The 13,654-nt window shown below is 57.9% G+C and carries 9 protein-coding genes and 1 pseudogene; 5 read left to right on the top strand and 5 right to left on the bottom strand.

Annotated features, from left to right (window positions below; translation table 11 throughout):
• Positions 1 to 249 precede the first annotated feature (249 nt).
• Complete coding sequence (fdhA, locus tag ACT3RU_RS00980; protein ID WP_192526869.1) at positions 250 to 1,437, top strand: formaldehyde dehydrogenase, glutathione-independent; 1,188 nt, start codon at positions 250 to 252, stop codon at positions 1,435 to 1,437.
• Between the two features lie 167 nt (positions 1,438 to 1,604).
• Here the strand turns inward: fdhA and ACT3RU_RS00985 are convergent, their stop codons facing one another.
• Complete coding sequence (locus ACT3RU_RS00985) at positions 1,605 to 2,711, bottom strand: glycine betaine monooxygenase reductase subunit (protein ID WP_192526870.1); 1,107 nt, start codon at positions 2,709 to 2,711, stop codon at positions 1,605 to 1,607.
• Positions 2,712 to 3,079: 368 nt separating this feature from the next.
• Between ACT3RU_RS00985 and ACT3RU_RS00990 the strand changes: the two genes are divergently transcribed.
• Positions 3,080 to 4,366 carry a glycine betaine monooxygenase oxygenase subunit gene (locus ACT3RU_RS00990; protein WP_192526871.1) on the top strand — a complete coding sequence of 429 codons (1,287 nt, stop codon included), beginning with the start codon at positions 3,080 to 3,082 and terminating at the stop codon, positions 4,364 to 4,366.
• Between the two features lie 98 nt (positions 4,367 to 4,464).
• Here the strand turns inward: ACT3RU_RS00990 and ACT3RU_RS00995 are convergent, their stop codons facing one another.
• A complete protein-coding gene (locus tag ACT3RU_RS00995) occupies positions 4,465 to 4,698 on the bottom strand; it encodes a hypothetical protein (RefSeq protein WP_192526872.1) in 234 nt (77 codons plus the stop codon).
• Between the two features lie 200 nt (positions 4,699 to 4,898).
• Between ACT3RU_RS00995 and ACT3RU_RS01000 the strand changes: the two are divergent.
• From ACT3RU_RS01000 to ACT3RU_RS01010, 3 genes and pseudogenes are all read left to right on the top strand, one after another.
• Positions 4,899 to 6,475, top strand: a pseudogene (locus ACT3RU_RS01000) (BCCT family transporter).
• Between the two features lie 176 nt (positions 6,476 to 6,651).
• Entirely contained in the window at positions 6,652 to 8,403 is a 1,752-nt protein-coding gene (locus ACT3RU_RS01005) for a sodium:solute symporter family protein (RefSeq protein ID WP_192526873.1), read from the top strand.
• A 96-nt stretch (positions 8,404 to 8,499) separates the two neighbouring features.
• Positions 8,500 to 9,387, top strand: a complete 888-nt coding sequence (locus ACT3RU_RS01010) for a DMT family transporter (protein WP_192526874.1) — start codon at positions 8,500 to 8,502, stop codon at positions 9,385 to 9,387.
• Between the two features lie 89 nt (positions 9,388 to 9,476).
• Here the strand turns inward: ACT3RU_RS01010 and etfB are convergent, their stop codons facing one another.
• The 3 genes from etfB to ACT3RU_RS01025 are packed head-to-tail and all read right to left on the bottom strand — an operon-like array spanning position 9,477 to position 13,586.
• Entirely contained in the window at positions 9,477 to 10,301 is an 825-nt protein-coding gene (etfB, locus tag ACT3RU_RS01015) for an electron transfer flavoprotein subunit beta (protein WP_192526875.1), read from the bottom strand.
• Positions 10,291 to 11,568: an electron transfer flavoprotein subunit alpha gene (etfA, locus tag ACT3RU_RS01020; RefSeq protein WP_192526876.1), complete on the bottom strand. Its 1,278-nt coding sequence runs from the start codon at positions 11,566 to 11,568 to the stop codon at positions 10,291 to 10,293. The genes etfB and etfA overlap by 11 nt, the downstream gene beginning before the upstream one ends.
• The gene (locus tag ACT3RU_RS01025; RefSeq protein WP_192526877.1) at positions 11,565 to 13,586 is read right to left on the bottom strand and encodes a (Fe-S)-binding protein; all 2,022 of its coding nucleotides are present in this window, start codon (positions 13,584 to 13,586) and stop codon (positions 11,565 to 11,567) included. The genes etfA and ACT3RU_RS01025 overlap by 4 nt, the downstream gene beginning before the upstream one ends.
• Positions 13,587 to 13,654: the final 68 nt, after the last annotated feature.

Raw genomic sequence — 13,654 nt, forward strand, 5'->3', positions numbered from 1 at the left:
TCATTTATTGCTCGACGTCGTTTATAAGTAATTGCGGGTAGGCCGGGTGCGTCATGCTGCGGCAACAGGCTAATCTTTAATTGGCCTGCTGATCAGGAAGCGTTTCTCGAAAGCGCTTCACATACGCCAGCTCGATTTAAAATAATGATGCCAGCGCAGTTGTTGGAGTGGCCCTTGATAGCGTCCTTGAGACCGCTCTCTGAGAAAACCTCTTGAGACTGCGCCAGCACCCGGAAGAGAGGATTTCGCATGTCCAACAATCGTGGTGTTGTTTATATCGGCGACGGTAAAGTCGAAGTTCAGGATATCGCCTACCCGAAAATGGAAACCCCCCATGGCAAGCCCATTGATCACGGTGTCATTCTGAAAGTAGTGTCCACGAATATTTGCGGCTCCGACCAGCACATGGTACGCGGACGCACCACGGCGCCTACCGGTATGGTGCTGGGGCACGAGATCACTGGTGAGGTGATCGAAAAAGGCAAGGGCGTCGAGTTTCTAAACATTGGCGATATTGTATCCGTTCCCTTCAACGTCGCTTGCGGCCGCTGTCGCACCTGTAAAGAGGGCCACACCGGTCTTTGTCTACATGTTAACGATGACCGAGCGGGCGGTGCCTACGGCTATGTTGATATGGGTGGCTGGGTGGGCGGTCAGGCGCACTACGTAATGGTGCCCTACGCTGACTTCAACCTGCTCAAGTTCCCGGACCGTGATCAGGCCATGAGCCAGATTCGCGATCTAACCATGTTGAGCGATATTCTTCCGACCGGTTTCCACGGCGCCTTGAAAGCGGGCGTTGGTGCGGGTTCCACCGTGTACGTAGCGGGCGCAGGCCCTGTAGGGCTGGCTGCTGCCGCCTCGGCACGCCTGTTAGGCGCAGCGGTAGTGATGATTGGCGATTTCAACAAGGATCGCCTGGAGCACGCCCGCAAGATGGGCTTTGTACCGATTGATCTAAGCAAGCATGACCGTTTGGGCGAGATGATTGCCGCGGTGGTTGGCGAGCCCAGTGTAGACAGCGCCATTGATGCGGTTGGTTTTGAAGCTATTGGGCATGGCGGTAAAGAGCAACCGGCAGTAGTGCTTAACCAGATGATGGAAGTAACGCGCGAAGGCGGCTCTATCGGCATTCCAGGCCTATACGTAACGGAAGACCCGGGTGCGACCGAGAAAGCCGCACAAACCGGTAGCCTGAGCCTGCGCTTTGGCCAGGGCTGGGCCAAGGGGCTCTCGTTCCATACCGGCCAGACGCCGGTAGTGCAGTACAACCGCCAGCTGATGCAGGCCATTCTGCACGGGCGTTTGAACATTGCCGAGATCGTTAACGCCCAGGTGATTTCGCTGGAAGATGCGCCAGCAGGTTACGAGCAGTTCGATGCGGGCGTGGCCAGCAAGTTCGTGCTTGATCCGCATGGATTGCTTGGTGTTGCCTGATTAAGCGCTAAAAGAAGCGGGTAACCAACGCTAATAACGCTCATGGCTACGTGCCATGGGCGTTTTTTTGTGTCCGCTTAAGGCGAGTGTACGCCACAAAAAAACGGATACCGAGGAACTCAGTATCCGTTTTGGGTCGGGCTAGTGGTGAGTGAGGGGCTACCGCATTAGAAGTCGACTACCAGGTCACCTTTCGGTTTGCTGCAGCAGGACAGAATGTAGCCCTCTTCAATATCTTCGTCGGTGATACCGCCGTTATGCTCCATTTCCACCTCGCCAGATTTCAGCTCCACTCGGCAGGTGCCGCAGATGCCCATACCGCAAGCCTTGGGAATATGCAGCCCCAGCTTGGCGGCTGCGGCGTGAACCGTTTCGCCTGCTTGTATACGTACACTTTTGCCCGACTGGGCAAATTCGATGTTGATCAGATCCTCAGGCTCTGCTAGCTCGGCTTCCACTTCGGCCTGCTCGGCAAGCTCCAGGACGTCTTCCTGAACGTCAACCGGCGTCTCGCCAAACAGCTCTTCATGGTAGTGGTCCATGTTGTAGTTGTTGGCGCGCAAAATCGCTTTGATGGCATTCATATACGGTACGGGGCCGCAACAGAAGATCTCCCGCTCAAGGAAGTCCGGTGCCATCAGCTCAAGCATGGGCTGGGTTAGAAAACCGCGGTAGCCAGCCCATGCCTCACCGATATCTTCTTTCTTCTCGCACACGATATGGAGCTTGAATTCGGGTATACGCGAGAACATGTGCACCAGCTCGCGATGGAAAATGACATCGCGCGGGGCGCGGGCGCTGTGGATGAATTCCACGTCGACGTTGGCGTTGGTATCGAAGAGCCAACGCGTCATCGACATTAGCGGTGTGATGCCTACACCGCCTGAGAGAAGCAGCACCTTTTCGGCAGGAAAGTCGATGGAGTTGAAGTTGCCCACCGGACCATGGACCACCAGCTCGTCGCCTACCTTTAAATTGGCATGCAGCCAGTTGGAGACCTGGCCTCCCGGCACCTGTTTGACCGTGATTGAAAAGCTGTAAGGCACGGAGGGAGAACTTGAAATCGTATAGGAGCGCATAACGGGCTGATTATCGATTTCGAGCTCTAGTGTCACAAATTGGCCCGGCTTGAAGAAGAACATTACCGGCTGTTCAGCCATAAAGCAGAACGTGCGAACGTCCCAGGTTTCCTGAATGATCTTGACGCACCGCACATGGTGGCGGCCGTTGGTCCAGGTTTGGGTCGTGACGGGATTAAAGAAGTTCGTTGTCATCGTCGTCTCAATATGGCCGTGCTATCGCGTTGCCTTCACCGGCCCGTCCTGTCTGCACGGTCCAGCACCATTAACCTGCATTCTGAGTACGCGCTTTATGACCAGCTTGCCTGTTAGCGACACGCACTTACCTTGCGGCACCTTCGGCCTATCAAAAATCTCCGCTCACGTCGTCGCCACGCCACATAGTGTCGTGGGCAGACAATTGAAAGCAAATGGCGTGGACCACAATCCATCAACAAGTAGCAAGCGCTGCGCGCTTCACACAATCGCCAGGTTCAGCAACTTAACAACAAGACAATTACGTTTGGTTAATGACTCTGTCGCCACCCTGGGTAAGGGAGGCGGTATTTAAAAGGATATCTGGTATGAACAAGACAATGGATGACACACTCAACGACCCTCTGGCCGCCATGCGTGAAGCGACGGTTGATATGCTGCAGTCCCGTGCGCACGCCTTTTCTCTACCCCAGCCGTTCTATAACGATGCCCGCTTGTTTGCGCTCGATATGCAGGAAGTCTTTGAAAAAGAGTGGCTATTCGCAGGGATGACCTGCGAGATACCGGCCAAGGGCAACTTTATGACCTTGGAAATCGGTAATAATCCCGTTGTGATTGTGCGTGGCGGTGAAGGACAGATTCATGCGTTTCATAACGTATGCCGCCATCGTGGCTCACGACTGTGCACCAAGGACAAGGGAAAAGTCGCAAAACTGGTATGCCCCTACCATCAGTGGACTTACGAGCTTGACGGCCGCCTGCTGTTTGCCGGAAGCGACATGGGTACGGACTTCGACCTTAACCAGTTCGGGCTGAAGCCGGTTAGCGTGTGCACTGCGGGGGGCTTTGTGTTTATTAATCTGAGCGATAACCCGCCCGCCATCGACGATTTCCTGGTGACGCTTGAGCACTACCTTGAGCCGTACCAGATGGACAACGTCAAGGTCGCTGTAGAGTCGAGTATTATTGAGCAGGCCAACTGGAAGCTGGTCATCGAGAATAACCGCGAGTGTTATCACTGTAATGGTGCGCACCCAGAGCTTTTGAACTCGCTAATCGAGTTTGACGATACCGAAGACCCGCGCGCGACGGACAAGTACAAAGACCTGGTATTCCGCAAGCAGGCCGATTGGAACGGCGAGCAGGTGCCTTGGCGGCTCAAGCGCTTTGACAAGCGTAACCGCCTGACGCGCACACCGCTACTTGATGGCGTGGTGTCCATGACCATGGATGGCAAGCCAGCGTGTAACAAGCTGATGGGCCGGTTGACCAGCCCGGACATGGGCTCGCTGCGCATTCTGCACCTGCCCAACTCCTGGAACCACTTCATGGGCGACCATGCCGTCGTGTTCCGTGTATTGCCGCTTGGTCCGCAGAAAACCATGGTCACGACCAAGTGGCTGGTGCACAAGGACGCGGTAGAGGGCGTGGATTACGACCTGGAAAACATGCGTCGCGTATGGGACGCCACCAACGATCAGGATCGCCAGCTGGCGGAAGAGAATCAGCGCGGTATCAACTCCAAGGCCTACCAGCCCGGCCCCTATTCACCAACCTACGAGTTTGGCGTCATCGACTTTATTGATTGGTACTCCGAGCGCATGCTCAGCAATCTGGGAAGCGATAGCGTATCGCTGCAGTTGGCGCAGGGCTAACTGCACGCTGATGATGGGCTGGCCCGCTTTGGCGGGCCAGCCTGCGTTTAGCAATTGCCAATCCGTTCATCAACGCATTAATCAATCAGCTCATGCCCTTACTCAAAGGGCAGAAAACGCTCAATAGCGTGGCGTACCGAAGGCAGCAGAATGTCCTTTTGATCGATAAGCTTGCGCACCAACGTTGGCAGCTCGGTAACCGCCTGCTTGCGATGGGCCTCAGCGGCGATTTGAGCACATGTATCGGGGTCGGCGTTCTCTGGAATATTGATACCCAGCGCGGTCAGCTGTGCCCGAAAATCATCACCATCAATCAGTTCGACAATCATCATGACGGCATCCTCTCTTGTGTTGGTTGTTGGTCTGTCAGTGTACCTATAAATCGGCCGGCAATAGCGCTGGCAACGCGGCAATAGCTATGCCGGGGTCGGTTTTGAATAACTGCGCAAGTGAGTATCGCCTAAAAATTTAAACGCCCTATCCGCCACCTCGGCGGTTAGCGTACAGAAAAAAATAACAACGAGGATAACCTATGGACCATGATGATCCTGTTTTGACCCCCGGTCAGGATAACAAGCAGGTGATGGGGCTGGATTTCCATAACCCCGTCTTTCCGCTCTCCGCACTCGCCATTCTGCTGTTTATTCTTTATGCGCTGATCTATCCCGATGCTGCGAATACCCAGCTTGGCCTTGCCAAGAACTGGTCGATTGAGCATTTCGACTGGCTGTTCATGATTGCGGGTAATATTTTTGTAGTGTTCTGTCTGGCGCTTATCTGTCTGCCGGTTGGGCGGATACGCTTGGGCGGAAGTGATGCCAAGCCGGAATACTCGCGCACCTCCTGGTTCGCCATGCTGTTTGCGGCGGGCATGGGTATCGGGCTGATGTTCTGGAGTGTTGCTGAACCAGTGGCCTACTACACCGATTGGTACGGTACGCCCTTGAATATTCCCGCAGGTACACCGGAGGGCGCTAGCGCCGCCATGGGCGCCACCATGTTTCATTGGGGGCTTCATCCATGGGCGATCTATGGCGTTGTCGCGCTATCCTTGGCTTTTTTTACCTACAATAAAGGCTTGCCGCTAACCCTGCGCTCTGCTTTTTACCCGATTTTGGGTGAGCGAACGCGCGGCTGGGCAGGCCATGCCATTGATATTCTTGCCGTATTGGCAACCATCTTTGGCTTGGCAACGTCGCTTGGCTTTGGCGCTACCCAAGCGGCTGGCGGGCTTGCCTATCTTTTCGACATACCCAATACCCTTGGAACGCAGATGGCAATCATCCTGGTGGTTACAGTGATTGCACTGTTTTCGGTATGGCGGGGAATCGACGGTGGCGTCAAGCTGTTCTCGAACATCAATATGGTGGTCGCGGCAGTGCTGCTGCTGTTTGTGGTAATCGCCGGACCGACGCTAATGATTATAACGGGAATTGGCACCACTGCAGTGGACTATGTCAGCCATATCCTGCCGCTTTCGAACTGGATTGGCCGCGATGATGATGTCTGGTATCACGGCTGGACCATCTTCTACTGGGCGTGGTGGATCTCCTGGTCGCCGTTTGTGGGGATGTTTATTGCCCGCGTATCCCGGGGCGTACGGTACGCGAGTTCCTGATTGCGGTGCTGTTGGTGCCGACGCTGGTCACGCTGGTATGGATGAGCACCTTTGGCGGCGCGGCACTGTTTCAGGCCGAAAATAGCATGGGCGAATTAGCCAACGGCATCAGCGACGTTTCGCTTGCCATGTTCCACATGCTGGAGCTACTGCCGTTCACTGGCATCACCTCGACGCTGGCGATTGTGCTGGTGCTGGTCTTTTTCATTACCTCGGCGGATTCTGGTTCCCTCGTCATCGACAATATCACCGCGGGCGGGAAAACCGATGCGCCCAAGGGGCAGCGGGTGTTCTGGGCCGCGCTTGAAGGCGTCATCGCTGGTGTGCTGCTTTACGGTGGCGGTAGCGCGGCGCTTAGCGCGCTGCAAGCAGGCGCGGTGGCGACAGGGTTACCCTTTACGCTGGTGCTTCTGCTGATGTGTTTCAGCCTTTATAAAGGGCTTCACAAGGAGTGGCGCGAGCTCAATGCGGTGCCCAAAATAGCGCGATAGTCAGATTTTTTGCTGTACTTTGTTGTTGCCAATAGGGGCGCCATTTCAATGGCGCCCCTATTGGTTAGCGGATATCGTGTCGTGATTCCTGCATGCGTTGCCGCTAATAGCAAAGAGTAGACAGCCAAAGCGTTGCACCATGGCTAAACAATATTAATAACCTGACGGCTATTCTCATGATTTACACCATCGCAATACTGCTCAGCCTGGTGGGCTACTTTGTTATCGGGCATCTCGCCGGACGGCGCGTAAAAGGTCTGGATGATTATCTGGTTGCTGGCCGCAATGCCCCCACTTTTTTTATCCTGGGTACGCTGGTAGCAAGCTATCTCAGCACCAGCGCGTTTCTCGGTGAAACGGGTTTTGCCTATCAGGGCTATCCGTTTGTGATGCTGATCTTCGCGGCCGTCAGCACCTCGGGATGCCTGCTGGGTGCGCTGGTGTTTGGGCGTTACCTTCGGCGCAGCGGGGCACGTACCGTGCCGGAATTTTTTGGCAAGCGCTTTGCCTCGCGCCGTGTTCAGGTGATTGCCGGGCTGACCACGATTATCGGCCTGGGCGCGTATCTATTAGGCGTTATGCAGGGCGCGGGCATCATGTTCTCTGAGCTGACCGGTATGCCGTACTGGGTCGGGTTGGTATTGGTGTGGGCAACGTATACGGGTTTTATTCTCTATTCGGGATCGCCCGGTGTCATGCTCACCGACACCATCATGTTTGTGATCTTCTCGCTGGCAGCCTTGGGCGGTTCGATCTATGTGATTCAAGATTTGGGCGGGTGGAACGGTGTGGTGGAAGGCCTGCTTACCCAAACCGACAAGCCCGGCATTGCGCTATGGCACGGCGTGCTGGAAGGGCCTGAGGCCAACTTCTCCTCGCCTGGCGAGGCGCTTACCTGGGGACTAACACTCGGCCTTGTGTGGGCAGCGGTGCTGGCGGCGAGTCCTTGGCAATCCAGCCGTTACCTGATGGCCCGCAATGAGCACGTGGTAATGCGTTCGGCCATGTTGACGGCAGTGGCGCTGGCCATCTTCTACGCATTGATGATGATGACCGGGGCGGCCATCAATCTTTACGATGCCGGGCTGGACCCGGAGCGCTCCATGATTTGGGTGGCGCTCAACGTGCTGCCAACCTGGCTTGGTGTGGTCATTCTAACGGGCGTCTTTGCGGCGGGGCTATCGTCTTGCTCGACGTTTCTGTCGATCATCGGCTTTAGCCTCTCCAACGATATCCTCTCAGCCTCGCAAGATGAGACGTCGGCCATGCGAAAAAGCCGTATTGCGGTGCTCGCTGCGGGCTTGATAGCACTGCTGCTGGCGCTGTTTCAACCGCCTGCGGTTATGTCAGTGGTATGGTTTGCCGCCACGCTATTTGCCTCTTCCTGGGGGCCGGTTGCTTTGATGAGCATCTGGAGCAAGCGGATTACCGCCGCAGGCGCGGGCTGGGGCTTGGCGGTGGGCTTTGTGGGTAACGTCGCGCTGTCGATGATGATTCAGGCCGAGTGGCTTAGCCTGCCGGTATATTTGCACCCGGTACTGCTAAGCACCTTGATGGCGCTGGTGGCGATTACGCTGGCTTCCAGGTTTACCCATGTCAGCCAGGCCGAGAAAGAGTACCAGACGTTTCTGCATACATTTGATGCTCAGGCCGTCAGTGGCTGGGTGACAGGCACCCGTGTGATTGCGCTGTGCACCATGCTTTCCGGTGGCGCCATTGGGGTATTTCTCTGGCAACAGTACGCGGTCACGCTGGCCGGGTTCGCCGAGCAGTTCAGTGTGCCTGGCAGTGCCGTGCAGGGTGGCTATATGCTGGCGGTCGGCTGCGGGAGCATGTTGCTGATGGCGGGAGCCGTAGGGTTCTGGGTAGTTCGCCCTCGCCAGCACAAGGCTTCAACTGCGTCGGTGGCCGTGTCACCTGGCCGTTAACACGGCCTGGGCCGTGAGCCTGCGCTCAACTGTTACGCTTAACCGCTCACCCATGGGTGAGCGGTTATCTTTTTCTGCCAACCGGGAGTCAATATCATGCAGTTAAGTGGTTATCAGCGCGGTCTGTTGATGGTGGTACTGGGGGTGGTGTTTCTCAGTTTCGACGGCCTGCTGATCCGCCTTGCCGATACCGAGGGTTGGACCATCGTCTTCTGGCGCGGCTTTTTGATGTTCTGTGTGCTGGGGCTTGCGTGTTGTCGAGGCAACCGACTGGCCACGCTACGCGTGAACCCTTTTTCATCGCTGGTTTCGGCAATACTGTTGGGGCTGATTTCGGCGCTTTTCGTACTCGCGGTGATGAACGCCAACGTAGCCAACGTGGTGGTGATCCTTAGCACTGCGCCGCTGTTCGCCGCCCTGTTTTCACGGGTGTTTCTCAAAGAACGTGTCGCTTTGCGCACGCTGGTTGCGATCGCCGTCTGCATGCTGGGCATGAGTTTGGTCTTTATGGGCGAGGGCGCTCACGGCATGCTGGTAGGCAATCTTTATGCGCTGGCGGCGGCAGCGGCGATTGGCGGTAATTTGACGGTGCTGCGCCACTTTCCGAGCATTGATCGCATCGTAGTGATTGCTGGCGGGGGCTTGCTTTCTGCGGCTATCGCGCTGCCTTTGGCTTCGCCGTTTGCGCTGGATGCCCCGCGCTATGGCGTCCTCGCGGTGATGGGGCTTATTCAGATGCCGCTGGCCACCGTGCTGATCAACAGCGCTACCCGCTATCTGCCGTCGACGGAAGTGGCGTTGTTCTATCTGGTTGAAACCGCGCTGGGTACGCTTTGGGTATGGTGGTTGTTGGGCGAGCAGCCCACAGCCTCAACGCTTGCGGGCGGGGCAGTGGTGATCAGCGTGCTGATGGTACATGCGGGGATTGGCCTGCATTTGGAAAGGCAGCGCCTGCGGCTATACCCGGGCTTTATGGGGAAGTAGTACGTTTGACCGTTTGCCGCTTGTGAACCTGGACTAAAAAGCCCGCCGAGAAGGCGGGCTGACAGTATCGTTATCATGAAGCAGTGCGCCTAACGCAGTACTCCTTCCTCCTTGAGCAGTTTGAAGATCGCTTCGGCACCCTGTTCTGGGGTGACGTCGTTAAGCGTCTGCCCACCACCACCGCCGGACTTGGCAGCGGCGGCTTTGAAACGGTCACGCGCCGATGATGACTTAACGATCTTAAGCCGCTTGGGACGCTTGCGCGCTGGCTGGAACTGCCAAGTGCTTAGTGCTTCATCAAGCTCGCTGGCCGCTTTTTGATGGGCTAACTCACCGCGCCTGGCGGGGCCAAAGGCACTTTGGCGGGCCGCAGGCGCGCTGCTGTCCACCGTGGCAAGCGCCGGTAGACGAATGCGCAGGCGCCGCCGCTTGCCGCGCGGCAATGCTTGCAGCACCGTGATCACTCCCTGCTCGACCTTTTCTACCGCCGCTAGACCGGTAATGATCGGCCAGCCAAGCGCCTCGGCCAGTAGGTAGGGCGTTACACCCGAGGCCTCGCCGGTTTCGGCGCGAGTACCGGTCAGCACCAGCTGCGGGGCGCTGGCGCGTAACGCGTTGGCCAGCGCGGGGATTACATCGGCGTGGGGTTGCTGCTCGATCAAGCCAACAGAGTTGATACCCATGCCGAGATAGCCGCGGATGGCCTCTTCATGATCGCTATTTTGCTGGCCGGCATGTAGCAGGCTGACCGAGGCGTTTTCCAGCGTCAGGGCCATTTCTACCGCTCGGGCATCCTGGTCGGCGCGGCGTGCGCGCGCGGTCAGTGGGTGTTGGCCTACCGAAACCAGTACAGCGACGTTCAGCGCGTTGGCGGTTGATTGCTTGGCACTTTTGTTACTGACATCATGCGGCATCGCGATTCTCCTGCTGTTCAGCGCGGTACTGCTCAACCTGTGTAACAAGGGCAGCGAGTATCTGGCTGGCATCGCCGATCACTGCCAGGTCGGCACGTTTGACCATATCGCAGCCTTCATCGAGGTTGATCGCCACCACCTTCTCGCAGCTCTGAATGCCCTGAAGATGCTGGATAGCGCCGGAGATTCCTACCGCTACATAAACGCGGGCAGAGACCCAGGTGCCGGTGGCGCCCACTTGGCGGTCGCGCGGCATAAAGCCGTCATCCACCACCACCCGTGAGGCGCCTTTGGTGGCGCCGAGCACCTCGGCAGCGTGATGATAGCTATCCCAGCTTTTCACGCCATTGCCAGCAGAAAGGATAAATTCTGCTTCCGCGAGCGATACGCTGGCCGGGTCCACCGCGACTTCGCCCATGTCCTCAATGCGGCCGAGTATTTCGGGAAGCCCGTTAGAAAGTGTGATCGGCTCAGCCGCGTGGCGGGTTTCGCTGACCGGGTCGGCGCACTCGGCCAAGGCCAGTACGATACGGGGCAGGGCGCGGGTAATGTCGTTTCTACCTGCCGCACCACGTGCGGTACAGCGCCAGCCGGTAGCGCTTTCAGTGTCTGCCTCGACCTGCCAGACCTGAGCGGCCGGGCGCTCGCCAAGCCTTGTGGCGAGGCGCCTGCCGAGCTCACCGCCAACGCTTGAGTCGGGTAGCAGCCAGTAGCGGGGCGTCATTTCACGATCTACGCTCTGTAGGGTGGCGACGCTAAGCTCCGGTAGGTAGCCCGAGAAACGCTCGCCTTCCAAGTGCAGTAGCCGGTCAATACCCGCCTCGTCAAAGGTGGTTTCTTTATGCTCGCCAAACACCACGGCCAGTACGGCACCAGGCTGGGTCGGGTCGGCATCGGCTAGCTGGCGGGCAAGCCCTAACAGATCACGGTCGTGGGAGGAAAGGCGCCCACCAGCCATATCCGGTACGACCGCCACCATAAAGGCGGGAGTATCGATAGTGACCGGTGTCCTCGTATCCTTGGCCTCAACGCTGCGCCCTGGCGCCTGTGCCGCCTGCTGGACGCCGCTACGATCAATGCGCCGAATGCCGTTGGGACCGATGAAGCCGACCGCATGGGGGTTGCGGCGCATCACGCCGTTAGGCCCCATCCATTCGCTGGCTACTGCGCCGCCACCCAGTTCGGCAAGCATCTCCAGATGTTGCGGGTGCAGGCGGTTGCGGGCGATCCACTCTTTACGAGGGTCACGACGAACAAGCTCGCTCATGGCATTACCTCCAGGGTGGCGCGCGGTGATGCTGGCGCGGGCTTACTTTGGGTCGCCTTTTCGTCAGGCGTTGTGATGATCAACGCGTCGGCGACCAGTTCGGCGATATCCTTGATGTCAGCGCGGGGTTCTACCACGCCTTCAAGCATCGCAGTGCACTGTGGGCAGCCTACCGCGACCAGGTCAGCACCGGTTTCGCGAACATCTTCCATACGCATATCGGGAATCCGCTGCTTGCCAGGAATATCGGTGATCGGTGCACCGCCACCGCCGCCGCAGCAGCGCGAGCGATAGCCAGAGCGAGCCATCTCCTTAACCTCAATCCCTAGCGCCTTGAGCACCGCGCGTGGGGCTTCGTATTCACCGTTATAACGGCCCAGGTAGCAGGGGTCGTGATAAGTCACGTTGCCGCCTTTCCAGGCTTTGAACGTGAGCTTGCCGTCGGTGACGAGCTGGTTGATATAGGTGCTGTGATGGAAAACCTCATACCGGGAAGGCATGTCGGCGGTGCTTAGATCGGCGTACTCGTTTTTCAGCACGTGGAAACTGTGCGGGTCACAGGTAACGATGCGTGCGAAGCGGTACTGGCTCAACGTCTTAATGTTGCGCCGCGCCAAACTCTGGAAAGTAGCCTCATCGCCCAGACGGCGGGCGACATCGCCGCTATCACGCTCTTCATTACCCAGTACGGCGAAATCGATCTCGGCAGCACGCAGCACACTGATAAACGCGCGTAGCGTGCGCTGGTTGCGCATGTCAAACACGCCGTCGCCCAGCCACAGCAGCACCTCGGCTTCGCGCTTGTCGGCCATCAGCGGCAGATTGAGGTCTGCCGCCCAGTGCAGGCGTGAGTCAGGTTCGAAGCCGCCGGGGTTGTCGGTCGCAATCAGGTTGTCTAGCACTTCGGCGCCCTTATTGGGCGTATTACCGTGCTCCAGGGTCAGAAAGCGGCGCATATCGACGATGGCATCAACGTGCTCAATCATCATGGGGCACTCTTCAACGCAGGCGCGGCAGGTCGTGCAGGACCACAACGTTTCGGCATCCACCAATGCGCTACCCGTGCGGGCAACAATCGGGTCGTGGGGGCTGCCGCCATGCTCGCCGACCGGCTTGCCGGGGTAGGGCGAGCCTGCATAGTGGGCGTCGGTGCCGCCTGCCATGCCGACCACCATGTCCTGAATCAGCTTCTTGGGGTTGAGCGGCTGACCGGCGGCAAAGGCCGGGCAGACGGCTTCACAGCGCCCACACTGAACGCAGGCATCAAAGCCTAACAGCTGGTTCCAGGTGAAGTCAGCCGGTACCTCAACGCCGAGCTTGGCACTTTCGTCATCCAGCGCCAACGGTTTGAGCCCGGTTGAGCGGTGCTCTCCGCCAGCGCGCTTGGAAAAACGCTCGGGGCGGCGATGAAAGGCCAGGTGCAGGGCGCCGGCAAAAGCGTGTTTCATCGGCCCGCCCCAGGTCATGCCGAAGAACATCTCGCCAAGGCCCCAAGTGATGACACCGGCCAGCACCAGTGCAGCCAGCCAGCCTGCTCCGCTTTGGAAAAAGCCTTCTGGCAGAATGCCGGCAGTGGGTAGCGTCACCACGAACATGCCGATGGAGAACGCCATTAGGCTCTTGGGCAGGCGCATCCACGGCCCTTTGGAAAGCCGTGAGGGTGGCGGGCTGCGCCGCTTGGCAACCACTAAACTACCCAGGAACATGCTCACCGTGGCGGCCAGCAATACCCAGGCCAAGATAGTGCTATCAAGCCCAAAGCCATGCACCACAATCGCCAGTAATGCGGCCAGCACAAAGCCGCCCGCGGTGGCCACGTGGGTATGGGAGATGAGTTTATCCCGCTCGACAACGTGGTGTAGATCCACCAGGTAGCGCCTGGGTACCTGCATCAGGCCGCGGATAATCGGTGCAGGAGAGGGCCGCCCCTGGCGCCACAGACGCACACGGCGCACAGCACCAATGGCAGCCAGTAACAGCGCAGAAAACAGCAGTATCGGTAGGAGGGTATCAAGCATGGCGTCTCTCCTCTCAGAGACACCGTAAGTACGAAATGTCATGAGCCTGATGGCCCATGACATTCAGC

Origin of the sequence: Halomonas sp. TP35, assembly GCF_052375975.1 — a bacterium.
GTDB classification, from domain to species: Bacteria; Pseudomonadota; Gammaproteobacteria; order Pseudomonadales; family Halomonadaceae; genus Vreelandella; species Vreelandella citrativorans.

Excerpts from the sequence above, each read along its gene's own strand:
- ACT3RU_RS01025 (WP_192526877.1), bottom strand. The coding sequence starts at position 13,586 with ATGCTTGATACCCTCCTACCGATACTGCTGTTTTCTGCGCTGTTACTG.
- fdhA (WP_192526869.1), top strand. The coding sequence starts at position 250 with ATGTCCAACAATCGTGGTGTTGTTTATATCGGCGACGGTAAAGTCGAA.
- etfB (WP_192526875.1), bottom strand. The coding sequence starts at position 10,301 with ATGCCGCATGATGTCAGTAACAAAAGTGCCAAGCAATCAACCGCCAAC.
- ACT3RU_RS01005 (WP_192526873.1), top strand. The coding sequence starts at position 6,652 with ATGATTTACACCATCGCAATACTGCTCAGCCTGGTGGGCTACTTTGTT.
- ACT3RU_RS01010 (WP_192526874.1), top strand. The coding sequence starts at position 8,500 with ATGCAGTTAAGTGGTTATCAGCGCGGTCTGTTGATGGTGGTACTGGGG.
- ACT3RU_RS00985 (WP_192526870.1), bottom strand. The coding sequence starts at position 2,711 with ATGACAACGAACTTCTTTAATCCCGTCACGACCCAAACCTGGACCAAC.
- ACT3RU_RS00995 (WP_192526872.1), bottom strand. The coding sequence starts at position 4,698 with ATGATGATTGTCGAACTGATTGATGGTGATGATTTTCGGGCACAGCTG.
- ACT3RU_RS00990 (WP_192526871.1), top strand. The coding sequence starts at position 3,080 with ATGAACAAGACAATGGATGACACACTCAACGACCCTCTGGCCGCCATG.
- etfA (WP_192526876.1), bottom strand. The coding sequence starts at position 11,568 with ATGAGCGAGCTTGTTCGTCGTGACCCTCGTAAAGAGTGGATCGCCCGC.